Source organism: Streptomyces sp. WMMB 714 (assembly GCF_900090125.1).
Classification (GTDB): Bacteria; Actinomycetota; Actinomycetes; order Streptomycetales; family Streptomycetaceae; genus Streptomyces; species Streptomyces daqingensis.
The window spans coordinates 1-25048 of the sequence record NZ_FMHJ01000001.1 but is presented as its reverse complement, the minus strand read 5'-3'; the positions used below and the strand labels follow the sequence as shown (position 1 = coordinate 25048).

Sequence of the window (25048 nt, the reverse complement as noted above, 5' to 3'; positions counted from 1 at the left end):
GCCCCAGTGAATTCCCGCCATTCGCAGGTCAGCATGCAGTAAGCGCGTGGGCGCGTCAAGAAATGTCTGAGGTGCGGAAGTCGCAGACCTTGGAGCGGCCCCGTTCCGGTACTTCGGCAGCATCCCGCGCGGGCTGCCGGGAGCGCTCCGCCGGCGGGCGTGGACACGTTCCGGCCGGCGGCAAACCGTCTCAGGCCGGCGGGGGTTTCCTCCCGCGCGGAGTGTCCGGTGTGCCGGTCACGACTGCCGGCACCGCTCGTGACCCGCACACCAGGCCACCCCCGATGCCGACGACGCGGCCGTCGCCGGCGGGGGAGCCGACTCGCACACCGGGCTCTGCCGTCAGACGGGCTCAGTCCCGGTGCGGAACCGGTTGATCGCCGCGTCGTGCCGGGCCCGCAGCTCCGGATCGCTGACCCCGAGCCCCTCCTCGGGGGCCAGGCCCAGCACACCCACCTTTCCCTGGTGCAGGTTGTGGTGCACGTCGTGGACGGCCTGCGCCGTCCGCTCCAGCGGAACCACCTGCGACAGCGTGGGATGGATCTGGCCCTTGGCGATGAGGCGGTTCGCCTCCCACGCCTCGCGGTAGTTCGCGAAGTGGGTACCCACGATCCGTTTGAGGTGCATCCACAGGTACCGGTTGTCGTAGCTGTGCTCGAAGCCCGAGGTGGACGCGCAGGTCACGATGGTGCCGCCGCGTCGGGCCACGTACACACTCGCGCCGAACGTCTCCCTGCCCGGGTGCTCGAAGACGATGTCCGGGTCGTCGCCCCCGGTCAGCTCCCTGATCCGGGCGCCGAACCGCTTCCATTCGCGCGGGTCCTGGGTCTGCTCGTCCTTCCAGAACCGGTAGCCCTCCGCCTTCCTGTCGATCACCAGCTCCGCGCCCATCTGCCTGCACGCCTCAGCCTTCTGCGGGCTGGAGACCACGCACACCGGGGTCGCTCCGCCGTTGAGCGCGAGCTGCGTCGCGTACGAGCCGAGACCGCCGGAAGCGCCCCATATCAGTACGGTGTCGCCCTGCTTGAGGCGGGCGCCGTTGTCGGAGACCAGCTGCCGGTAGGCGGTGGAGTTCACGAGTCCCGAGGCGGCGGACTCCTCCCACGTGAGGTGGCCCGGCTTGGGCATCAGCTGGTTGGCCTTGACCAGCGCCAACTCGGCCAGCCCGCCGAAGTTCGTCTCGAAGCCCCAGATCCGCTGCTCGGGATCGAGCATGGTGTCGGCGTGCCCGTCAGGATGATCCAGCTCCACCGACAGGCAGTGTGCGACCACTTCGTCTCCGGGATTCCAGGACGTCACCCCCTCTCCGCAGCGCAGGACCACGCCGGCCATGTCCGAGCCCAGTACGTGGTACGGCTGGTCGTGCCGGGCGGCCTGCTGCGAGGTCCGGCCGTAGCGCGACAGGAAGCCGAACGTCGGCATCGGCTCGAAGATCGATGACCACACCGTGTTGTGGTTGATCCCGCTCGCCATCACCGCCACCAGCACTTCGCCGGCGGCGGGGTGCGGGGTAGGCACGTCCTCCAGGTGCAGTGACCGGCGGGGGTCCTTGTCCCGGGACGGCAGCCCTTCGAACAACTCGGTCTCGTCGGCGTGCAGAGTCACACCGCGGTAGAACTCGGGCACCGGCAGGTCGCCCACCTCTGCGAGTTCGCCCGCGAGGATCGCGTCGAGGATCTTCTGCATATTCTCCGGCCCTCATTCCGGCTCGGTCCACGGAAAGGACGCGAGCAGCTCGGTTTCGCTCATACGAGAAAGATGGTGAGAAATCCCGGGATGTTCGCTTTGCCCTGTTCTTTCCGAATTGCGAGGGCAAGAGCGTGATGCATGCTGGCATCAGGCCGTCAGCCGAGTCCAGCGGTCACCGGTTGAGGCCCGCCGGCCCCGGAGGCCGCCCAAGGGTGGACCGGGGATGTTCAAGTGTCCTGCGCGGCCACTTGAACACCGTTCGGGGGCCTGCCCGTCGGCAGTGCTGCTTCCGCCGCGGCACCCGCGCTGAACAGCGGATACTCCGGGTGCCGCGTCGGGCGCGAAGGGGAAACGCGACCCGTTCCGGCTCTCCTGTCAGGGTCGGTCGGGCCCGTGCGTCAGGGCACCCCCGAGGCGTCTTGGGGGATTCCCCTGATGTCAGAGCGTTTCCCCGTGGCTACTGTGAGCGAAATCGACTGAAGCGGGCATCTCGTATCGCGCCCGCCGTCTGAGCACACCGCATCCGGAGCCGACCCCCGGGTGGCAAGCCGAGGAGGAATTCGTGACCGACAAGGACGCCGGCCTTTCGACGAGGGCAGCCGACACAGACACCACGTCCGGCGGATGGACGGCTGGGCGCATCTCTGCCGTCGTGATCGGCGGGGTCCTTTCACTGGTGGCCCTGACGCTCGCCGGACTGGGGGCAACGGCCCTGGCCATGGGCGCACAGAACGACGGGTACATCGACCTGGGCACGGACCGGTACGCACACCAGACCGACACCTACGCCATGACCAGCGACGCATGGCATGCCGACAAGGACATGGGAGGTCTCTTCGAGGACCTCCGGATCACCTTCACGCCGAAGGACAAGTCCACTCCGGTGTTCGTCGGTGTCGCCGAGAAGGCCGACGCGAGCCGGTACCTGAAGAGCGTCGAGCACGTCACCATCCACGACTCCAAGCCCCAGGGCGACACCGCCAGCAAGCACTCCGGCGGCAAGCCTTCGACGATGCCGGAGCAGTCCGACGCGTGGGTCGCCCAGGCCGCCGGGAAGGGCGCCCAGACCGTGGACTGGACCGTGAAGTCCGGCGAAGTCCAGGCGGTCGCCATGAGGAGCGATGGCGCCTCCGGCCTGTCCGGCCATGTGAACGTGGCGGCGAAGGTCGCGGGGCTGACCTGGATGGGCACCGTGCTCCTGGCCGCCGGCCTGGTCCTCCTTGCCGGATCCGTGATCTGGCTGATCAGGAAGCCGGTCCGCCGCGCCCGAGGACGCGCCGCCTGACCCTCCGCCACAACGCACGCAGCGGCAAGACGCAGCCGGTTCAACGGCTGCGTCTTGTGCTGTGTCCGGCAGGTGTGGACACTCTGAGGCGCGCAGCACACCGCCGCGCCGTGGTTCGCGCGCTCCGCACCGCCGGTAGCGTCGCCTCCCGTGCGCCACGTACGGGAGGACGCACGGCGTGCGGCCGGCCGTCGGCATACGGTCGGTTCCGGGGCACGGGCCACAGCGCGGCGTTCTCGGCCCGGATATCGACCTGTGACGCGGAAATCCGGAGGCTCTCGCAGCCCCGGGACATTCCCCGCCGTGTATTCCAGGAGACTTCGAGTCTGCCGGGAAATCGAATGCACGCGCTCACCCTTCAGTCACGGCAAGTGCCCTGTCCGGCATTCTTCCGTCCGCTGCCCGGGCGCCCGTACGTGCCGGCGCCGGGACCGGATGAAAACTTGTGCCTATGGCGGCAGCGGACCCGTTGTCCTATGGTTCAGCACTGCTGGAAGTGAAAAAGTCCTCGCCGACGCTCCGCAGACCGCAGCGCCCCCGACCGGAGAAAGCCGTCCCGCTTCGGGTGACGAATGCCGCGTTACTCGAGGACTTCACTTCCCTCAGGGAATACCGCTGCCCAGCCGGCCTGCTCCCGGGTCGCAGCGAGCGGTTCGCGACAACAGCCGGTCCGCCGCCTGCGAGTGAGGACGGGGTCGAACGAGCAGGGCAGTCGCAGCCACTGGGCCGGGGACCGAAGACGTTGTCCGACGCGCATGGCTGAAGCACAGGCGCGGATGCTCCTCGTCGGCCGAGATCAACGAGCAGGAGAAGGGCGAATGACCGACATCGATCTGTCCAGCCTCACACCGGAGCAGAAGCGCGAGCTGCTCGCAGAGCGGCTGCGGCGCAAGGCCGTCGACCGGACGGCACCCGAGCGCCGGTTTCCCGCGTCCTTCCCCCAGCAGCGCATGTGGTTCCTGGACCAGCTCACCCCGGGCAGCGCCACCTACAACATTCCGGCGGCCGTGCGTGTGCACGGCCCGCTCGACGTGGAGCTGTGGGACCGCAGCCTCCGCGAGATCGTCCGCCGGCACGAGTCACTGCGCACCACGTTCGACGAGGTCGACGGGGAGCCCGTACAGGTCGTGCACGACTCCGGCGAGGTGGAACTGACCGTCGAGGACTGCGGCCACCTGCGCGGCTCCGACGGCGAGGCCGCCATCGAGAGGCTGGCCCGCCAGGAGTTCTCCCGCCCGTTCGACCTGGGCACCGGCCCGCTCATGCGGATGAAGTTCCTGCGCCTGGCCGCCGACGAGCACATCCTGCTGCTGACGATGCACCACATCGTCGCCGACCTGTGGTCCACCTCGGTGCTCTTCGGCGAGCTCGTCCCCCTGTACCAGGGCTATCTGACGGGTACCCCGGCCGAGTTGCCGGAACTGCCCGTCCAGTACGCCGACTACTCGGCATGGCAGCGCAAGAAGCTGACCGGCCCCGACTTCGCCGCCCAGCTCGAACACTGGAAGGAGACGCTCGAAGGCGCCCCGCCCCTCCTGGAGCTGCCCACCGACCGTCCGCGGCCCGCCGTGCTCAGCGATGCCGGCGGCTCCCGCCGGTTCCACCTGCCCGCCTCGGTCATGAACGGCCTGCGCGATCTGAGCAAGAGTTCCGGTGCCACCCCGTTCATGACCCTGCTCACGGCCTACGTCGTACTGCTGCACCGGTACAGCCGGCAGGACGACGTCGTCGTCGGGGTGCCGGTGGCCAACCGCGGGCATTCGCAGGTCGAGCGGCTGATCGGCTACTTCGTCAACACCCTGGCCATCCGCAACGACGTGTCCGGCAACCCCACGTTCACCGAGCTCCTCAACCGGGTGCGCAACGCGGCTCTCGACGCCTTCGCCCACCAGGAAGTGCCGTTCGAGCGGCTGGTCGAAGAGCTGTCCCCGGAACGGGACCTGTCCCGGTCTCCGGTCTTCCAGGTCTCGTTCGTCTACCAGAACATCCCCGTCCCGGAGTTCGACGTCGCCGGACTGCGCTTCGAACTGATGGAGGTGCCCAGCTCCACCGCACGCTTCGACCTCGAACTGCAGGTCTTCGAGCAGGGCGACGAACTCAGCGGCTGGTTCGAGTACAACACCGAACTGTTCGACGCCGCGACGATCGACGTCATGGGCGGCCACCTGAAGGTTCTGCTGGACAACCTGCTCGCCGACCCGGAGCAGCGCGTCCTGGACGTCGCCATGCTCACCGACGCCGAGCAGCGCGAGCAGCGCCAGGAGCGGGAGGACACCCGCCACGAGTGGCCCGACGACCTCCTCACCCACCAGCGCATCGAGCAGCAGGCGGCGCTGCGGCCCGACGCCGAGGCGGTGTACTGCCAAGGGGAGACCCTCACCTACGCCCAGCTCGACATGGCCACGAACCAGCTCGCCCACAGGCTCAGGAGCCTCGGCGTCGGACGTGACGTGATGGTCGGAGTCTGCCTCGAGCGCTCACCCGACATGATCGTCACGGTGCTGGCGGTGTTGAAGGCGGGCGGCGCGTACGTGCCCATCGACCCCGGACTGCCCCAGGAGCGCATCGCGTTCATGGTCGAGGACGCCGAACTGCCCGTCCTGGTCACCCAGAGCTCCGTGGCCGACAACCTGCCGGACACCAGGGCCGTCACGCTCCGCGTGGACGAGCTGCGCGCCGAACTGGCCGACGAGCCCGCCGAATCGCTCGGCGCCCCCGTCCAGGCCGCGGACCTCGCCTACGTGATCTACACGTCCGGCTCCACCGGACGCCCCAAAGGCGTCCAGCTGCCGCACCGGGCCCTCCGCAACCTCTTCTGGGCCATGAAGCAGTGGCCCGGCATCGACGCCGACGACAGCCTGATCGCCGTCACGACCCTCTCCTTCGACATCGCGACGCTGGAACTGCTGCTGCCGCTGGTCGAAGGCGCCCGCGTGGTGCTCGCCACCCGCGAGGTCGCCACCGACGGGAAGCGTCTCGCCGAGGAGATGGCCGCCACCGGAGCGACCATGCTGCAGGCCACCCCGTCCACGTGGCGGATGCTCGTCGACGCCGGCTGGCCGGGCAGCGAAGGGCTGCGCGGTCTGATCTGCGGTGAGGCACTGCCGCCCGACTTGGCGCGGCGCCTGCGCGGCCTGGGCGTCGACCTGTGGAACATGTACGGCCCGAGCGAGGCCACGATCTACGCCCTTGGCACCCGGATCGTCGACGACACGATCACCATCGGCAGGCCGATCGCCAACACCGAAGTGCACATCCTCGACCCCGAGGGCCGCCCGGTCCCGCCCGGCGTACCCGGCGAACTGTGCATCGGCGGGGACAACTTGGCACGGGGCTACGTCAACCGGCCGGAACTGACAGCGAAGCAGTTCATCCCCAACCCCTTCCCGTCCGACCTCGCCGACCGCCTGTACCGGACCGGCGACCTCGTTCGGCGTCGCGTGGACGGAAACATCGACTACCTGGGCAGGCTCGACCACCAGGTCAAGCTCCGCGGCTACCGCATCGAACTCGGTGAGATCGAGACGGTGCTGATGCGTCAGGAACAGGTGGCGGACTCCGTCGTCGTGGTCCGCGAAGACCATGCGGGCGACCAGCGACTGGTCGCCTACCTGGTGCCTGATCCGGCGGCGGGCGCAGCCGACGAACTGCGCCGCACTCTGCGCGACGCACTGGGCGACAAGCTCCCCGACTACATGGTCCCGTCCGCCTTCGTCCTCCTCGACGAACTGCCGCGCACCCCCAGCGGCAAGACCGACCGCAACGCCCTGCCCGCCCCCGACAGCCAGCACACTCGCGCCACCGCGGCGTACGTCGCACCCCGCACCCCTGAGGAAGAGACGCTGTGCGCCCTCTTCGCAGAGGTACTGAACGTGCCCGAAGTAGGCATCGACGACAGCTTCTTCGCGCTCGGCGGGCACTCCCTGCTGGCGACCCGGCTGGTGGCCCGGATCCGCGGCGCGTTCGGCACCGAGATACCCGTGCGCGCGCTGTTCGAGAAGCAGACCCCTGCCGGGCTCGCGCAACTGCTGGGGGACAGCGACGGCGACGCACGGCCCGCCCTCGCCCCGATGACCCGCCCCGACCCCCTGCCCCTGTCCTTCGCCCAGCAGCGGCTGTGGTTCCTGCACCAGCTTGAGGGGCCGTCACCCACCTACAACCTTCCGATCGTGCTGCGCCTGACCGGCTCGCTCGACGTCGACTGCCTGCGGGCAGCCCTCGCAGACGTCGTGACCCGCCACGAGGCGCTGCGGACCGTCTTCCCCGACACCGGACCGGTGGCCGCCCAGCACATCCTTCCCCCCGAGCAGGCACAGCCCGAGCTGCCTGTCAGGCAGATCGACCAGGCCGACCTCGACGACGCGGTCGCCGCGGCCGTCCGCCACACCTTCGACCTGACCACGCAGATCCCGCTGCACGCCGAGCTGTTCACCCTCGATCCCGACACCTGCGTCCTGGTCGTCGTCGTACACCACATCGCGGCGGACGGCTGGTCACTGGCGCCCCTGCGGGCCGACCTGGCGGAGGCATACGCGGCACGCCTCGCAGGACACGCACCCGAGCGCGAACCGCTGCCCGTCCAGTACGCCGACTACGCGCTGTGGCAGCGCGAGTACCTCGGTTCGCAGGACGACCCGGACAGCACCTACTCACGGCAGCTGGACTACTGGCGCGACGCGCTCAGAGGCCTGCCCGAGCGGATAGCCCTCCCCGCCGACCGGCCCCACCCGGCGGAGTCCACCCACAACGGAGACACCCTCACCTTCCACTGGGACACGGACCTGCACGAAGGGCTGAGCCGCCTGGCCCACACCTGCGACGTCAGCATGTTCGTGGTGCTCGACGCGGCACTCGCGGTCCTGCTCAGCCGCCACGGTGCCGGCACCGACATTCCCATCGGAGTGGCGAACGCGGGCCGCGGCGACCAGGCCACCGAGAACCTCATCGGCTTCTTCACCAACACGCTCGTCCTGCGGACGGAGATCAGCGACAGCGCGAGCTTCCGCGACCTGCTCGGCGCGGTACGGGAACGCACCCTGGACGCGCTCGAACACCAGGACATCCCCTTCGAGTCGCTCGTGGACACCCTGCGGCCCACCCGCTCGATGTCCCACCACCCTCTCGTCCAGGTCATGCTGTCCTGGCAGACGGTGACGGACCGGTCCCTCGGCCTGCCGGGCGTCGAGGCCACGCCGATGGCGGTGGGCACCGGCACCGCCAGGATGGACTTCGTCCTCCTGCTCCACGAGTACCTCGCCGACGACGGCACCCCGAGCGGCATCGACGGCGGCATCGAGTACAACAGCGACATCTTCGAAGCGGACACCATCCGCACGATGCTCCGCCGGCTCCGCCAGATACTGCTGGCGATGATCGCCGACCCGGACCAGCCGGTCGGCGGCATCGATCTGCTCACCCCCGCGGAGCGGCACCGGGTCCTCGAGGAATGGAACGGAGCGTCCGGCAGCACCGCCACAGCAGGTCTGCCCGAACTGTTCGCACAGCAGGTGGCCCGCACCCCGGACGCCGTCGCCGTCAGCTGCGGAGACGAACGCCTCACCTACCAGGAACTCTCCACGGCAGCGGACCGGCTCGCCGCCCGCCTGCGCACCCTGGGGATCGCGGCAGACGGCACCGAGGACGCAGTCTGCCTGCTGATGGAACGCTCCGTATGGCTGCCCGCGGCGATCCTGGCCGTCATCAAGGCAGGCGGTGTGTACGTGCCGCTGGACCCACGCTATCCCGAGTCCCGGATGCGGCTGATCATGGAGGAGACCCGGGCATGCGTCCTCCTCGTCGGCAGCGACGAGACGTCGAAGGGACAGCACCCCGTCACCGACGGCATGCACGTGATCGACGCGGCCGCCGAGCTGTCCGCCACGGACGGCGCCGCAGGCGACCCCGTATCCCCGGGCGCCGGCGACCCGGACCGTGCGGCCTACGTCATGTACACCTCCGGCTCCACCGGGCAGCCCAAGGGCGTGGCCGTCACCCACCGCAACGTGGCGAACCTCGCCGCAGACCACGTGTGGCGCAGCGGAAACCACACCCGTGTGCTCATGCACGCCCCGACCGCCTTCGACGCCTCCACCTACGAGATGTGGGTACCGCTCCTCTCCGGCGGCGAGGTGGTCGTCGCCCCCGCAGGGGAACTCGACCCGGACGTACTGCTGCAGACCGTCAGCGAACGCCGCGTCACCTCCGCGTTCTTCACCGCGGCCCTGTTCAACCTGCTCGTCGAACGCGACGCTACAGCCCTGGCCGGGATGCGCGAAGTGATGGCGGGCGGCGAGGCGTTGTCGGCCCCCGTGGTCGCCAAAGCACTCGCCGCATGGCCGGACACGGTGCTCACCAACGGATACGGGCCGACCGAGACGACGACGTTCGCCGTACTGCACACCACGCGCGAGACGCCCTACGGCACCGTGCCGATCGGCACCCCCATGGACGACACCCGCACCTACATCCTCGACGAACGGCTCCGCCCCGTGCCCGCCGGCATCCCCGGCGAGCTCTACCTCGCCGGCGGCGGTCTCGCCCGCGGGTACCTCGGCAAGCCCGGCCTGACCGCGCAGCGATTCGTCGCCTGCCCGTACGGCGCACCGGGCGAACGGATGTACCGCACGGGCGACCTGGTCCGCTGGCGAGCCGACGGCCGCATCGAGTACCTCGGACGCACCGACGACCAGGTCAAGATCCGCGGCTTCCGCATCGAACCGGGCGAGATCGAGAACGTCCTGGGCACACACCCGGCCGTCGCGGACAGCGCGGTGACCGTGCGCGAGAAGCCGTCCGGCGGCAAGGACCTCCTGGGCTACGCCGTACTCGCCCAAGGCACGCACGCCGACCCCGACGAACTGCGGTCGTTCGTGGCCGAACGCCTGCCCCAGTACATGGTCCCCACCGTCGTGACCGTCCTCGAAGCGTTCCCGATGACTGCCAACGGCAAGCTCGACCGCCGCGCCCTGCCCGTCCCCGACATCGGCGCCCACACCCCTTCCCGGGCGGCGGAAACGCCGATCGAGCACACGCTGTGCACCGTCCTCGCGGACGTGCTCCACCTCGCCGAAGTCGGCGTCGACGACGGCTTCTTCGACCTCGGCGGAGACAGCATCCAGGCGACCCAGCTGGTCGCCCAGGCCCGCACGGCCGGACTGGTCTTCACCGTCCGCGACGTCTTCGCCCACCAGACCGTCGCGGGCATCGCCCGAGTGGCCAGGCCGGCCGACGAGTACAACCCGACCCACGTCACGGACGTCGGCACCGGCGACATCCCACTGCTGCCCGTCATGGAACGGCAGCGCCAACTGGGAGGCTCCCCGGTCGGCTTCGACCTCTCCACCACGATCGGCCTGCCCTCCGGCATCGACGAGGCCCAGCTGACCGAAGTCCTGCAGGCAGTCATCGACCAGCACGACGCGCTGCGTACGCGGCTCGTCGTCGAGGCCGGCGGACAGTGGACCCTGCACGCCGACGAGCCCGGCACAGTGAACGCCGGCGACGTCCTGCGCCGCGTCGACACCGCGGGACTCGCCGACGCTGACCTCGACGACCGGATCAACGAGGAGACCGCCGCCGCCAAACAGCGACTCGACCCGGCCGAAGGCCCCATGATCCAGCCGGTGTGGTTCGACGGCGGAGACGTCCGCCCGGGCAGACTGCTGCTCGCCGTCCACCACTTCGCCGTCGACGGCGTGTCATGGCGCATCCTGCTCGCCGACCTCGCCGCCGCCTGGGACGCCGTCGCCGCAGGCCGGAAACCCACCCTCGCACCGGTCACCACGTCCCTGCGCGGCTGGGCGGAACGGCTCACCTCCAGCGAGAACATCTCGCGGCATCGGGCCGAACTACCCGTGTGGCAGGACATGTTGCGCGACGCCACGCCCCTCGTCGACGGAACGCTGAACGCCGACCGCGACGTCACCGGCTCCGAGGGCCGTCTGACGGTGACTCTGCCGGTCGCCGACACCACCCCGCTGACCAGCCGGGCCCCCGCGGCCTTCCGCAGCAGCCTGCAGGACGTCCTGCTGACAGCCTTCGGCCTGGCCCTCGGACGGTGGCGCTCCCAGCGGCCCGGCGAGCCCGCCGACACCGCGCCGGTGGTCGTCGACACCGAGAGCCACGGCAGGCACGAACACCTCCTCGACGGCGTCGACCTCTCCCGCACCGTGGGCTGGTTCACCAGCATCCACCCGGTCCGTCTCGACTCCGCCACGCTGCCCTGGGACAAGGCCGCACAAGCAGACAGCGAACTGGCGGCCTCCGTCGCACGCACCCGCAAGCAGCAGCAGTCCCTCCCCAGGCACGGCCTCGGCTACGGACTCCTGCGCTACCTCACCCCCGAGACCGAGCCGCTCCTGGCCGCCTCGCCCGCACCGCAGGTGCTGTTCAACTACCTCGGCCGCGTACCTGTCACCGACGAAGAGACGCCGTGGCTGCCGCTGCGGAACGACACCGCACCCACCACCCCCGGCGCCGCCCGGCCACTGTCCCACCCCGTCGAAGTCAACGCCGTCGTCCAGGACGGACCCGGCGGTCCCCAACTGGTCGCGAACTGGAGCTGGGCGCCCTCGCTGCTCACCGAGGAAGAGGTCCACGACCTCGCCGACGCCTGGTTCGACGCCTTGCGCGCCGTCGTCCGCTGCGCCCACGCCGTCGACAACGGCACCGTCGAACTGGCTCCCGAAGACGAGCACGCCGCGGCAGTCGACGCCGCAGACCTGCTGAACGCGCCGATACCCAAGGCCGACCGCAGCGACGGCGTCGGACTCTCCTTCGGACAACTGGAGTTCCTGCTCCAGCCGGTGGGACCCAACCACGCCCACCACGGCGTCATCACCGCATGGCGCCTGCGTGGAGAGCTCGACACGACCGCGCTACGCCACGGCCTGCACGACCTCGTGGCGCGGCACGACATCCTGCGCACCCGCTACATCCAGCGGGGCTCGCAAACCGTCCAGTTCGCGGACTGCAAGCCTGAATGGCCCGTTCAGTCCGTCGATCTGCGCCCGTACGACGAGCCGACTCAGCGCGAGAAGCTGCGCGAACTGCTCACGGAGGAGACCGAACGGCCCTTCAGCATCGAGGAGGGAAACCTCGTCCGGGGACTGCTCGTGCAGCTCTCCGAGACCGAGCACGCCCTGGTACTGGTCGCCCATCACATCCTGGTCGACCACTGGGGATTCCTCGTCATCATCAACGAGCTGTCGGAGCTGTACGCCGCCCACACGGCCGAGCGGCAGCCGAAGCTGCCCGAGGTGATGGTCGACCACCTGGACTACGCGGCGTGGGAGCAGCACCTGCTGGCACGAGGCGCCCTCGACGAACACATCGCCTACTGGCGTGAACAGCTCGACGGCGCGGCGCACACACTCGATTTCGACGCGCCGGCGCATCAGCGCAAGGACACGGCCCAGGGCTACAGCCACAGCATCACCGTCAGCGCCGACATCCTCTCGGAGGTGAAGGACGCGGCCCGACGCGAAGGCGTCACGCTCTTCATGATGCTGATGGCGGGCTTCCACGTGCTGCTGCACAGCTACTCCGGTGCGACGGACATCGCGGTCAGCCACCCGCTGGCCGGCCGTGAACGGCCCGAGAGCAAGTCCATGGTCGGCCCGTTCATCAACATCATCCTGAACCGGTCCAGGATGAGGGGAGACCTGACCTTCCAGGAACTGCTCCAGGACGTCCTTCAGGCCGAGCTCGACGCGTACTCCCACCAGAACGTGCCGGTGCGGGCACTCGTCCACGACGGCGTCATAGGAGACGGCAACCAGCTGCCTCTGCGCGTGATGCTCAACCTCCTCGGTGTGCCGAGCAACACCCTCGCCCTCGAGGGACTCGAGGTGAGCTCGCTGGACGTGCAGGTCGGCGATGAGAGCCCGCTCCCCGAGCTGATCACCGCGATCGAACCGCACAACCTCGACCTGTACCTCGTCGCCCGCGAAGTCGAGGGCGAGCTGCGCGGTCTGTGGGTGTACTCGCCGCAGTACATAGCCCCGCCCGTCATGGGAGCGATGATGCGCCAGTGGCCGCAGGTCCTGCGGCTCGTCGCGCAGCACCCGGAACTCACCGTGTCCCAGCTGCGCGACCGCATCCGGAGCGCACAGGACGAGGAAACAGACGGCAGCGCCGATAAGTGAGCGTCATGGCCGGGAACGGGCACGAACGTGCCCGTTCCCGGCCGGCTCTGGCCACGCGGGCCGGCCCCGGAGCCCCCAAGCCGGCCCGCCGCTTGTTGCCGCCGCGCTCACCAGGCCGAGACCGAGCAGCTCTCAGCTACAGGAACAAGGAGAACACGATGGCAAACCCGTTCGATGACCCCGACGGCGTGTACCAGGTCCTCGTCAACGAGAACCTCCAGCACAGTCTGTGGCCGGGCGACATATCCGTGCCTGCCGGCTGGTCATCCGTGTTCGGTCCCGACACCCAGCACGCCTGCCTCGAGTACGTCGAGAGCCACTGGACGGACATGCGCCCGAACCCGGCCCGGGCGGCTCAGTGACCACCGCCGAAGTACAGCGTTCCCCACTGCGAAGCTGGCAGTTCCGCAGGGTCGTCGGTTCGGAGTTCATCTCCTCGGTCGGCAACCAGATGACAGTGCTCGCGCTGCCGTGGTTCGTCCTGATGACCACGGACTCACCGAGCAGGACAGGTCTGGTGTTCCTCATCCAGATCCTGCCGGTGCCGTTGCTGGGCATGCCCGCCGGTCTGCTCGTGGCCCGCTGGGGCCCCCGCCGCGTCACGATCCTCGCGGACATCGGCGCGGCGGTACTCATAGCAGCCGTGCCCACGCTGCACCAAGCAGGCTTGCTGTCCTTCGGGTTACTGCTGACGCTCGTGGCCCTTCTCGGCAGCTGCTCCGCGTGCTACCTCTCCGCACAGCGTGTCCTCGTCGTCGACGTCGTCGGCTCGCACGAGGGCACGGTGACCGAGGCCAACGCACTGTTCGAGACGGCCACATCCACCGCGCGCCTGATCGGCCCCGCTGTCGCCGGCGTCCTGATCTCCCAGGTCGGCGCACTCAACGTGCTGTGGCTCGACGCCGCCACCTTCGCGGTCTCCGCCGTACTCCTGACCGGACTGCCGCGCCGGGAAGCACCCCCGAAACCGGTCTCCGCGAACAACATGATCGAGGGTGTGCGCTTCCTCTTCCGCGACCGGGTGCTGCGCACGATATCCCTCGCCGCCCTCGGCTACGGCTCCCTCATGCCTGTCGTGATGCTGTCGCTGCCGGTCATGGCCAAAAGCCGCTACGACGCCGACCCCCACGTCGCCGGCTGGCTCCTGGCCGCGTGGGGCGGCGGCACGGCGCTGGGCACCTTGGTGGTAGCGCGGCTTGCCCGCCGGATAGCACCGACCCGGATGGCGGCGGGGGGCGCTGCGGGTGCTGCCGCGGTGCTGTGGCTCCTTCCCCTTGACCAGCCGGCCCTCACCGCGGCGTTGACGGTGGGCGCCAGCTGCATGTTCCTCCCCGCCGTGACCGCACCTGCCACAACCTTGATCACCCTCCGGCCGCCGGAGGAACTGCGCGCCAACGTCGTGCCGGTGTTCGGGGTCGCGGTGTTCATCGCCAGCCCGCTCGCCTACGGGGCAGCAGGTCTGCTGTTCGAACACATCGCGGTGGGCAAGGTGCTTGCGGGGGTCGCTGCCGGAGCGAGCCTGTGCGCACTGGTGTTGGTGAACCTGGCACGCCGCTCGCCCCGCTCGTCCTCGTAGACGCCTGCCGGTGCATCCAGATCCCGCGCGATGAGGCTCCGCCCGTCCCCGTGTGTGCACGAGGGACGGGCGGAGCCTTCTTCACCAGCAGCCCGGCAGCTCTCCATGGGGCGACCCGGGCACTCGCGAAGTCTTCAGCGTCACCCGGGAGACAGCCGCGCCACGACGCGCTTCCTGTCACATCAGGACGCTCCCAGAATGCGTTCAGATTCTCGCCAGTCGCACGTGTGAGGCTGAGTCGGTGTTCGGCCACGCCCGGTCGCGATCCGACGGAAGCGTGTCGCACCGCTCGCACTGGACGAGGAAGCGGAGTTGACGGGATGTCACAAGAGGCGGTTCTGCGCCACGCCATGGCGGTGACGACGTCAGCTGTCCCGTGGAACCGACGCACCGCACCTGTCTCCCGCAGCCGCCGACGCAGCAACAGCCGCAACAGCACCGGACTGCCCGGAGAGACCGCGCTCCGCCTTCTGGATAGTGCCTGGACCCGGTGCCACAAGCCCCAGCAACTGAGGGGCGGCACCGACGGGCCGATAGCTGCGCGTGCAGCAAACGTACAGGCGCCTGAAGAAGAACCTACTTCGAGATGACGATACCTGCATTGGGGTGATGCATGTGCGCAGTGACCGACTTGCTCCGGCAACAAAAACAAGTGGTTCGGACTACTTGATCGCTATGCGAGACGGCGGGCTGAATGACTCGCCAGTCGAACTCGTCTCGACGGAGAAACTCACCGCATCATACTCCCCCAGAACGGAGAAGAAGGACACCGAATACGCCCGAAAACTGGCTGATTTGGCAGTCCCTCTGCCCCCCATCGTCGTACACCGGCAGACGATGAAGGTGATCGACGGCTTCCACCGTCTGCTGGCCGCGCGCCTTATCGGAGTCGAACGCATCGCTGTGCGTTTCTTCGACGGTTCCGAAGAGAACGCCTCCCTGCTGGCCGTGGCGCTGAACACCACACACGGCCGACCGCTCACTCTCGCCGAGCGCACAGCGGCCGCCGAGCGGATCCTCGCGCGCCACCCTCAGTGGTCGGACCGGGCCGTCGCGACAGTTGCAGGACTGTCGCCGGGCAAGGTCTCGCAAGTGCGCCGGAACGAACAGCAAGAGACGGAACGGGCTGAGAGCCGAGTCGGGCGGGACGGCCGCGTCCGGCCGCTCAACACCTCACAGGGCCGCAAGCGAGCCAGTGAACTCCTGAAGGCCAACCCGCAGGCAACCCTCCGGCAGGTCGCCAGCATGACCGGGATCTCTGCGGCCACCGTTGCGGACGTTCGCAACCGTATGCGCCGTGGGCTTCCCCCTGTGCCGCCCCGGCAGCAGGAGAAGGGCACCAGGAAACTGGCTGTGTCACCTGCCGCGGCAGCGCAGAGCGCAGTTGCTGACCGTACGCCGTCCCCTGCGCTGGCGTCTCTTTCGCAGGTGCTGCGCAAAGACCCGTCTCTGCGGTTCAACGATGCCGGGAGGACTGTGCTGCGCATGCTTGAGGCCTGCACCGTGGTCGAGCGGGAACGCAAGCAGATCATGGCCTGTATGCCGGCCCACTGCAGAGAATTGATATCTGAATTGATGTACGGCTATGCAGAGATTTGCCGTTCCATCGCTCAGGAACTGCAGGAAGGCGCCGACACCTCCCGCCAGACCGGCTGACGTCCAGGGCCCTGTGAGTAACCCATCTCATCTCGGTGGTTGGTGGTCGTCGTTGGGTTGGTTGGTGGTGGGGGGTGGGGGTTTGTGTGTGGGTGGGTTTTACGGTGCTGTGATGGGTGGGGAGATGATGTCTGGTGCTCGTGCGGGAGTGGGGGATGGGCAGGTCAGGAACGGCAGGTCTGGGGGTGCGGTGTCGGGGGGTGGTATGGCGTCGGGATCGAGGGCTGCGTTTGGGTGGCGTGTGTTGGGGCTGGTGTTGGGGCTGGTGCTGACATTGACCGGTGCTGGGGCGGTGCTCGTCAACTCCGTTCATACGGTGCTGGCGATGGGGCTTGTCGGCTCGACGGGGACGTTCACTGTGGATTACTGCACGGATCACAACCCCCTTCGGAAGAAGTCCGACTACTCCTGTCACGGGGAGTTCCTCCCTGAGGGGGCAGCCAAGGGTGGTTGGCTTCCCGCCGAACTGGATGATGCGGGTGGCGACTACGGCAAGGGTGAGCAGGTGGGGGCCTACGAGACGGTGCTGGGCGATGATTTTCATGCGCGGGAGACCGGGGTCGGGGCTGCGCTGGGGTCCTTCGTGTGGTGGTGTTTCGGCGCCGTCCTGCTCCTGATGGGCTTCTTCACCAGCCGCACATGGGTACGTAGCTTCCGGCGCAGCGAGAGCTGAAACGCTTTGGGCGCCGGCCAGAGCGCGTCTTCCAGGAGCCTTCCTGGAGCCGCCCCCGACACTTGCGTGAGCGGCCTCTGCAGCACGGTGAGACCGCCGCGTTCCTGCTCCCGACTCAGGCCACAGCGGCCCGCTTCATGGAACTCACCCGCCCTCTGTGGCAGGGCTCGTGGGTGGATGGTGCGGCAGTCATGCATGCGCCGGCATTACCCGAGGCGGACGGAGAATGGACAGTTTCGAGGTCTGCGGAGAACGTGGAAAGCCGTCCTTTTCCGCGCCTCTGGCTGGCTTAGTTGAACAGGCCGAGATCCGCGAGTTGTTGCTCGAGTTCGGCGGGGAGTGAGGTGCGTCTGCTGCGGGTGTTGCTGCGCCATACTCCGAGTCGTACCTGGTGTTCGACGTAACCGCCGGTGCCGGTTCCGTCGTCCACCATGACGGGTTCGCGGTGCTGGCGAGGAACCCGGCTGTGTCCTTCCCGCTGGTGGAACTGCCGCAGGGCGGTGAGGTTCTTCTCCCATGTCGAGGCCTCTGCGGGAAGCAGTGTCCTCCCCGCTGCGCGTTCTGGCTTCCCGGCCGTGTCCTCCGGGGCCTGGATGCCGAGTTCGGTGAGTTTCTCCCGCTGCCCCGGGCTCAACTGGTGCCAGGCGGTGGCCTGTTCGGTCAGCCAGGTGCCGATGTCCTCGCCGCCGACGTGGACGCCGGGTCGGATCTCTTCCAAGGCGGCGCCACCGTCCAGGCACTGTCGCACCTTGGCCCAGTGCCGCTGCCAGGGGATGGGCCAGGTGGGGTTCCAGTCCGGATCGATCGCCTCCAGCTCGGCCCGCCGCTGCGCCGCCCGCACAGGGTCCTTCCCCAACCCGCCGGGCTTGCGGAAGTTGGCCAGGGCCTGACCGATCGCGACATCGTCCATGATCGCGTTCTTCGGGGCCGCCAATGTCCCGGCGACGGCGTAGTAGTCGCGGGCCGCGGTCAGCTTCCGCCAGAAGGCGATGTCGTGCACGGACCAGACCATCCCCAGCTCGTCCAGCAGCTCACCCCGCCAGGGCCGCAACACACCCTCCCGCTGCTGCCGCCGCTGCTCACTGACCCAGCTCCCCAGCGCGAACGCCGACTCCTCCCTCCCACCGTCGGCCTTCTCACGCTCGGCTTTCTCAGTCTCGGCGTCTTCTCCTTCGTGCACGCCTTCGTGTTCGGTGAGGTCGATGGTGGCGTGGAGCGGGACTTGGGCGTGGCCGTGTTCGGCGACCCAGCGGCGCAAGGCGTTGTATCCGGTCAGCCAGACCTCCGATTCAGGCCGCAGGACGCGGGTGCGGAGGAAGGAGGCGATGACGTCTGGATCGCGCGGGGTGGAGAACTGCAGCAGTGCCGCTCCGGCCTCCGGCGCACCGTCACGGCTCCCGGGCTCCGAACCTGCTGCGTCCCCCTCGCTCCCGTCCCTCTCGTCCTCGTCTGGTTCGGTGCCGCCATGGTCGGCGGGCTGGTGGGGGTCGAGGGCGCGTACGTCGTCCGGGGTGCCGCTGCGGGTCGGGCGCGAGTGCAGGACCAGGCGCTCGATGATGGCTTCTTCGTGGCTGCGTAGGCCTTGGAGGACGGCGACGAGGGGCCGGTAGCTGGGGGAGGCGGTCATGTTCTGCGGGTTCTCGCCGGGTGCGAGGAAGATGGGCACGATGATCCGTGCGACTTTGCCCTCGCCGGGGTCTTGCCGCAGGGCCCGCCCGATGTTCTGGACGATGTCCACGGCCGAGCTGCGGGTGTCGGCGAAGACGACACCGCCTACGCCGCGCTCGCCGCGGATGTCGACGCCTTCACCGAGGACGCGGCAGCTGGCGAGGAAGGACACTGCCGTCTTCCACCCCTCCGCATCCCACCCGTTCGCGAAACGGTCCAGCACCGCGCGCCGCTCGCCGGCGGTGTGCTGGCCGCTCAGCCAGTCCGAGCCGACCCGCTCGGGATAGGTGAGCGGGTCGGACCCGTGGAGCTCGGCGGCGGTCTCCGGCAGCGCCCGCGCGAAGGCCATGGCCTCGAGGGTGCGGTGATGGAAGGTCATCAGCGACCGCACACCCGTGGTGTCCGTGTGCTTCAGCAGCGCAGCCTGCAAAGCGGCCAGACGCCGGCCCCGCACCTCCTCCAAGCCCGCCGCTCTCCCCTCCGCCGGGCCCGCCTCGGGGTCGCGGATCTCCAGCACGTCCACCACGAACGGCGCGAGCGTGCCCCGCTCCTGCGCCTCCATCAGCCCGTAGGTGAACACCTGCGGCCCGTACAGCGCCTCATCGTCCATGGAAGCGACCACACGCCCCTGAAACCCGCCAGAAGCCCCCTCACGGACTTCTGCGACCTCCGCACCGTCCTGACGACCGGGGGACGCGGGCACTTCCCACACTCGCGCCGTGGCGGTCATGTAGAGCCTGCGGACCGCCGGAACCCGAGCGTTGTCGTGGATCGCCGCCCACGCCTTCACCGCGTCCCCACTCGTACGGTGCGCCTCGTCCACGACGGCCAGGTCGAAGCCCTCCAGCTTCTGCCCGTAGACGCCCTGCAGGGCCCGCTCCAGCACACCCGGAACCGGCTCACCCCCCTCCAACGTCCGCCCGTCCTCGACCTCCTGAGGAGCCAGCGACGCATACGTGGCGAACACCACCACAGGGCCGCTCCCAGCCCACAAGGCCAGCTGCGGGGCACTCGTGGTGGCCCGGACACCGAGGGCACCCAGCATGGTGTCTCCGCTCAGGGAGCACACCGCGATCATCTTTCCGCGGTGGCCGGCGGCCTGCCAGGCTTCGACGGTCTGCGTGAGAAGATCCAGCGTCGGCACAAGAACCAGGACGCGCCCTCCTGGCACGAGCCTGCGGGCCGCCTCGGCCGCGATCAGGGTCTTCCCCGACCCTGGTGCGGCAATCACCGTCGCCCGCAGGCCGCCTGAGGGAACGTCACCATGAACAGGCAACTCCAGAGCGGAGATGATCGCGTCCAGCGCTTCCCGCTGATGCTTCCGAAGCTGAACCCTGGCCATCCTCTTCACCGCTTTCAATTGAATCGCATCACTCACCCTGTGCTTCGCTGCGGGCGGTAGAACGCACTGAAGATGAAACGCTGAATGGGGGCTGAAATCTGCCGCCGAAAGTCGATGAGGTTGAAAGCCGAGCCTGTAGCCCCCTCTAGCAGTGCCGGGTGATGCTGCGCTGCACCTTCGCTGGCGTCGGGCCCGCCCCTTTTGAACCTACGCGGTGGGCTGGGTGAGCACGAAGCTGCGCTGAAGGTTCGCCGCAGTCCGGGCCGAGCACGCCAAGCTCAAGCGACTCGACGGCAGAGGCCCGTACGTGATCGTTGACGTCGGCCCCCGCGCCGCAGGGGAGACACTCCACCATTGACGCCTGCAACCGCCGAGGGTTCGGCCTCACAGGGACTCCGTAGGGGAGCAAATCCCCAGGAAGCTTGAGCACTCCGCCGCCCGGTGGAGTGCGGAACGTGGTCGCCTCACCGGACCGCCGAGCAGCCACCGCGCCGGTGACGGGCCCGTTCGCTTGCTGCCCGTCGCCGGTTGGCTGCCCTCCCGGAAGGTCTGCTGCAGGACCGCTCCGTTTGATGGCCTGCAAACGGCGCCCTCACCCCGGCCTCACGGCCCTCCTGACGGAGCTCGTAGACTGGCGCCGCTGTGATGTGAGGTCAATTCACATTCAGGTTGGGGGGGGATGTTCCATGGGGGAGATGTTTCTTGAGGACGGCCCGATTCGGCGCAAGTCCGAGGACATACGCAAAGCCAACAGCGCGGGTCGCACCAAGCGGGAGTTAGCTGATGCTGCTGCCGCCGGCAGAGCGCACGGTGGGTGGGAGTCGGGGCCGGCAAGCGACGCCTGCGTGCGCGCGTGGCAGGGACGCCTGCGTGCTCTCGGGGATTTTGTCGAGGACGCGGCTGAGGGGCTCAACAAGGCTATGGACCGCGAGATCAGCACGGATCACTCCATCGCCGACGAGATGCGCAGGGCGGCCAACCGCATGGAAGGGGGCGCCTGATGGCCGTCACAGTCGAAGAACTCAAGACCACCCGCCCACAGAAGTGGAGGGACGCCGCCGACGACGCGCTCCGGTCGTCGAAGGAGTGCCAGGACATGGCCTCATACGCCCGTGATGATGTTGCCTCGACCCTGCAGAAGTGCTGGGTCAGCGATAGTGGCGAAGCCGCCCGCCGACGCTTTGTCAAACACGCCGAGGACTTCGAAGCAGCCGCGAAGGCACTCAAAGGCCTCATGCGCACCTACGACACGCTCGCCGATGTGATCGGGGACGCCAAGCGCGAACTGGAGAGTGCGCTCGACTACGCCGACCGGTACGGCATCAAGATCGACCCGAGCGGTCGGGCCACATGGAAGGAAGGCCGTGACGAGGGCGACGGCGGCTCCCTGCAGCACGCAGCGGATCTGGTCGGCGACGCCCTGCGCAAGGCCGAGAAGGCAGACGCCGAGGCTGCTACGGAACTGCGCACCATACGGGCCCTGACCGAGATCGAGGACCCAAAACTGGTGTCCCAGGCTCTCGATGAGAACAGCCCACTGGCCATCGCGCTACGTATGCAGTATCTCGACGGTGTGCACAAGATCAACGTCTCGTCGGACCAGATAGCCGCGGTGAACAAGGCAGCAGCGGAGACAGGCATGAGTAAGAAGCTGCTGCTCGCCATCCTGTGGCAGGAACAGCAGTGGTGGCAGAACCATGACCGGGACCTCGAAGGTCCGTTGCCATGGTTCGGCGGGTTCTTCGACTCGACGCTCCAGGACACGCTAAAGCCCGACAAGTCGCTTGGTATCACGCATATGAAACTGGAGACGATTCGAGAAACGCTCCACAACAACGATGACTCGTTCAAGACCGCGGACGGTGGCCGGGTATCGGACCTGAGTGACCGCCAGCTCACCAAATACGTCGAGCAGAACCCGAATGAAGCCATCCGCTTGAGCGCGCACCACCTCAAGGATCTGCGCGAAAACGACGAGTACGGAGCCGGCACCGACAAGCAGCTGTTCACGTTGTATGCGGCCGATACACCGGACGTGCGGGAGAAGAACGAGACCTCCGGGGACGACTCCGCACACCGTGGCGGCGCCATCAAGGAGCGAGGCGAGGCCTGGGATCGCGTCGTACCGCACATCGACGACACGTTGGCATGGGACGCATTGGGCGACAAGGAACGCGCCCAGGCCATCGATCAGATCGAGAGCCAGACCCCCGCGGGACACAACGTGAGCCTCGACCCGATCTACGACACGACCGGCACTGGGGGCGGCACGGGCACCGGCCGACCGGAACCCGGAACGCCGTCACCGAGCCCCAACCCGCCCCCAACTCCGCCCAGGGACTGATTTGTTGAAGAGTGGAATGCGATCAGTCGCCCTGATCTGTCTGAGTGCCGCGTTCCTGGCCGGCTGCATGGGATCGAACGAGGGGGCAGGGGCGCCGCCACGAAAGCCCCTCCCCAGCAACGTTCCCAAGGGCCCCAACTTCAAGACGACGGACAACCTGGCATCGGCGCTAGAGAAGGCGGGAATTGCCTGCCCTGTCCTTGGCAGGACGCCGAGCGGGGACGCCACGAGGTGCGGCGCCCGACTTGGCACGGGCAAGCCGGTGGAGCTCGAACTCCATGTGGACGACCGCGACCACATCGGCACTGCCATCTCCTCGCGCCGCAATCCTCCTTACCAGCACACCCTGGTAGCCGCCGGCAACTGGTACATCCGCGTCCTCGAGCCGGACACCGCCCCCCGCGTGGCCAAGGCCCTGCACGCCGTCGTCCTCAAACCCCACGGCAAAACCGGCGCCCCTGACGACCCTCCCTACAAGGAGCAGCTCCCTGACATTCCTGATAAGCCCGCCTACAAGAACCTCAAGGCGTTGGCCGACAAGGTGGATGCGGCCGTGGGTTGTACGGATCGGGACGATGACGACAACCACCCGGCATTGAGCTGGCAATTCCTGAAGTGCACCACAGGTAGAGGCGAACAGGAGCAACAAGAGCGCTGCGCCGACCTCACCGTTTACGAGGACGCGGAATCCCGTGACGAGAGCGTCTGGTCGAAAATCACCGATGGTCGAACTCCCAAAGGCCTTGTTGCGGGCGCCAATTGGTCGGTAGCCCTGTGTGACGACGGACTGGTAGACGACGTGTTGAAGCGAGTAGGCGGAGCCAAGATCCGGTAGTAGGCCAGCGAGTGCGAAACGACGTCCTTGCTTGCGCGTGAACGCCGGAGGGGAGGTCGCCCGGTCACCGCTCCCGATACGGGCTCTCCTGGCGCCGGCCGTAGACGGGGATCGCGCAATTACCCGAGGAGTCCAGTCAGCTGCTCAGCGCCTGATCCTGAGATTCGTCCCACCCCGCAACGAGATGGCCCTCGCCGACCTGTTGCTGGTCAGCGAGGGCCGCTCGCCCCCTCTTGGCCCGGACCGCGGACCCTCCCTCCTGTTAGCCCGTCAGCCCGTGGCGATGGTCAGGTCTTGTCCGTGCGCCAGTCGGAGCAGATGTCCTCGTCGTCCTGACGTTCCTTGCAGACCTTCCAGAAGATGACGGGCCGTCCGTTCACCGTCACGCCGTAGTCCTTCGCCTTGGGGACGTCCTGCGGGTGCGACCTCCTGCTGGTCGGCTTGTGTTCAGAGGACAGGAGAAGTCGACGTAGCAGTAGTCGTCGTCAGTCAGGTCACGGTCGTCGATCCGAAACTGGTTCTGCGATGGCAGCCATCGAGCCGCGCACTGCCTGTCGGAGGACTCGTAGATCCACGGAGTGGCCGCTGTCGCCAGCGACGGAGTGGCCGCCCGTCGTATCCAGTACCTCACGCGCGCGTGTGACCGCGTAGATCAGCCGAGCCTCCGCCGGATGCACGCCCCGCGTACTGCGCTGCTCATCAGCTTCCGGGGTGAAGCCGGCGCCGATCCCCAGAGCGGGCACGATAGCGTCCAGCGCTTACTGCTGATGCTTTCGAAGCTGAAACCCTGGCCATCTACTCCATCGCTTTCAGCAGAAAATGCGAACCCATGATGCGGCGCTGAAATTCCAATAGGAAATGCTGCCGCCGAATCCCGATGAAGGTTGAGAACCGAGCCTCGGGGTCGTCACGTCTTCGGTGCTCCAGCTCGCAGCTCCAGTCGGGGAACTGCTCATCCACCAACTTGCGCACTGTCTGCACAGACACATTCAGCTGGTTGTCGTGCATGTCCACACTCGCCCGAGCTTGCGTGCATCGCCCTTCGAACGCAACCGCTTCGCGGACACCGGGGAGCCCCACGCTGGCAGGAAGGACCTGGCGAGCGAGACGAGCGGACGACGACGTGACGGCTGATGGGCGTCATTGATTTGACAGTGGTGTGGCGTCATGGATTGTGGACGGTTGAGCTGCGGTTTTTGCGTGGTGCATGTCGTTTGTATGGTGACAGTTGATGTCGTCATGCCTTGTCACGCGGTGTCGTCCCCCTCGCCCAGCGCTGGATGATGCTGCGCCGGGTCCTCGCCGGCGCTGGCTCGCCGCTATCGCGTGCAGGGAGTAGACCGCCACTGCCGGCCCTGTGTGGCCGGCCTCCCGCCATGCCTTCAGGGTCTGGGTGAGCAGGTTCAGCGTCGGCACCAGCACCAGATGTTCGGCGTCGCGTTCAGCGAAGGACTCACATCACTTCACGTTGTGCTTTGGTGCTGGAGGAAGAAAACACTGAAGGTGACATCCCATCATCCATGCCCCCGCCCTACACGCGCTCGGCTCTTAAACCTTCACCGCGATTCGGCGGCAGGCTTCAGCACAAATTCGGTGGCGCCCCAGGGAGGTCTTCCATTTCCCATACCGTACCCCTGATGCATCATCCTGGTAGGCCTGTTTAGAACAGAGAGTCAACCCACCAGCTCAACCACCATCACCGCAGTCTGCCTCACCCCTTCGAGCGATGCGAAGAAGGGAGCAGCTCCGCCGGAGGCGAAGCTGCTAGCCTGTCAGCGCGGAGCGTTGACAGGCAGTCACCCCGTTAGGGGTGACTAAGGAATTCCGGAGGAATT

General features: G+C 68.0%; 12 protein-coding genes. 9 read left to right on the top strand and 3 right to left on the bottom strand.

Translation table 11 applies throughout. The features are described from left to right. Positions 1–342: 342 nt before the first annotated feature. Positions 343–1686: a crotonyl-CoA carboxylase/reductase gene (gene ccrA / locus H181DRAFT_RS00060; protein WP_045862079.1), complete on the bottom strand. Its 1344-nt coding sequence runs from the start codon at positions 1684–1686 to the stop codon at positions 343–345. A gap of 565 nt (positions 1687–2251) precedes the next feature. On the opposite strand from ccrA, the gene H181DRAFT_RS00055 reads away from it, so the two are divergent. The 6 genes from H181DRAFT_RS00055 (at position 2252) to H181DRAFT_RS00030 (ending at position 17024) form a co-directional block, all read left to right on the top strand. After that, on the top strand, positions 2252–2974 hold the full coding sequence (locus H181DRAFT_RS00055) for a hypothetical protein (RefSeq protein WP_045862078.1): 723 nt from the start codon (positions 2252–2254) through the stop codon (positions 2972–2974). An 818-nt stretch (positions 2975–3792) separates the two neighbouring features. Further along, on the top strand, positions 3793–13119 hold the full coding sequence (locus H181DRAFT_RS00050) for a non-ribosomal peptide synthetase (RefSeq protein WP_045862077.1): 9327 nt from the start codon (positions 3793–3795) through the stop codon (positions 13117–13119). 158 nt (positions 13120–13277) lie between these two features. Beyond that, entirely contained in the window at positions 13278–13481 is a 204-nt protein-coding gene (locus H181DRAFT_RS00045; protein ID WP_045862076.1) for an MbtH family protein, read from the top strand. Next, on the top strand, positions 13478–14695 hold the full coding sequence (locus H181DRAFT_RS00040) for an MFS transporter (protein WP_045862075.1): 1218 nt from the start codon (positions 13478–13480) through the stop codon (positions 14693–14695). The genes H181DRAFT_RS00045 and H181DRAFT_RS00040 overlap by 4 nt, the downstream gene beginning before the upstream one ends. 543 nt (positions 14696–15238) lie before the next feature. Then, on the top strand, positions 15239–16351 hold the full coding sequence (locus tag H181DRAFT_RS00035) for a ParB/RepB/Spo0J family partition protein (protein ID WP_078895378.1): 1113 nt from the start codon (positions 15239–15241) through the stop codon (positions 16349–16351). A 241-nt stretch (positions 16352–16592) separates the two neighbouring features. Then, on the top strand, positions 16593–17024 hold the full coding sequence (locus H181DRAFT_RS00030) for a hypothetical protein (RefSeq protein ID WP_139131645.1): 432 nt from the start codon (positions 16593–16595) through the stop codon (positions 17022–17024). Positions 17025–17313: 289 nt separating this feature from the next. Here H181DRAFT_RS00030 and H181DRAFT_RS00025 read toward each other — a convergent pair whose 3' ends face one another. Continuing rightward, complete coding sequence (locus tag H181DRAFT_RS00025) at positions 17314–20034, bottom strand: DEAD/DEAH box helicase (RefSeq protein ID WP_045862477.1); 2721 nt, start codon at positions 20032–20034, stop codon at positions 17314–17316. Positions 20035–20729: 695 nt separating this feature from the next. Between H181DRAFT_RS00025 and H181DRAFT_RS00020 the strand changes: the two genes are divergently transcribed. From H181DRAFT_RS00020 to H181DRAFT_RS00010, 3 genes are read left to right on the top strand one after another with little or no spacing between them, the layout of a single operon-like run. Further along, positions 20730–21035 (top strand): hypothetical protein, encoded by a 306-nt coding sequence (locus tag H181DRAFT_RS00020; RefSeq protein ID WP_139131644.1) that lies wholly within the window; start codon positions 20730–20732, stop codon positions 21033–21035. Beyond that, positions 21035–22378, top strand: coding sequence for a hypothetical protein (locus tag H181DRAFT_RS00015; RefSeq protein WP_045862071.1), 1344 nt, complete (start codon positions 21035–21037; stop codon positions 22376–22378). Before H181DRAFT_RS00020 ends, H181DRAFT_RS00015 begins: the two co-directional genes overlap by 1 nt. Before the next feature lie 16 nt (positions 22379–22394). After that, the gene (locus H181DRAFT_RS00010; protein WP_175439691.1) at positions 22395–23213 is read left to right on the top strand and encodes a hypothetical protein; all 819 of its coding nucleotides are present in this window, start codon (positions 22395–22397) and stop codon (positions 23211–23213) included. 795 nt (positions 23214–24008) lie between these two features. Here the strand turns inward: H181DRAFT_RS00010 and H181DRAFT_RS00005 are convergent. After that, positions 24009–24221: a hypothetical protein gene (locus tag H181DRAFT_RS00005; protein WP_045862069.1), complete on the bottom strand. Its 213-nt coding sequence runs from the start codon at positions 24219–24221 to the stop codon at positions 24009–24011. Positions 24222–25048 lie beyond the last annotated feature (827 nt).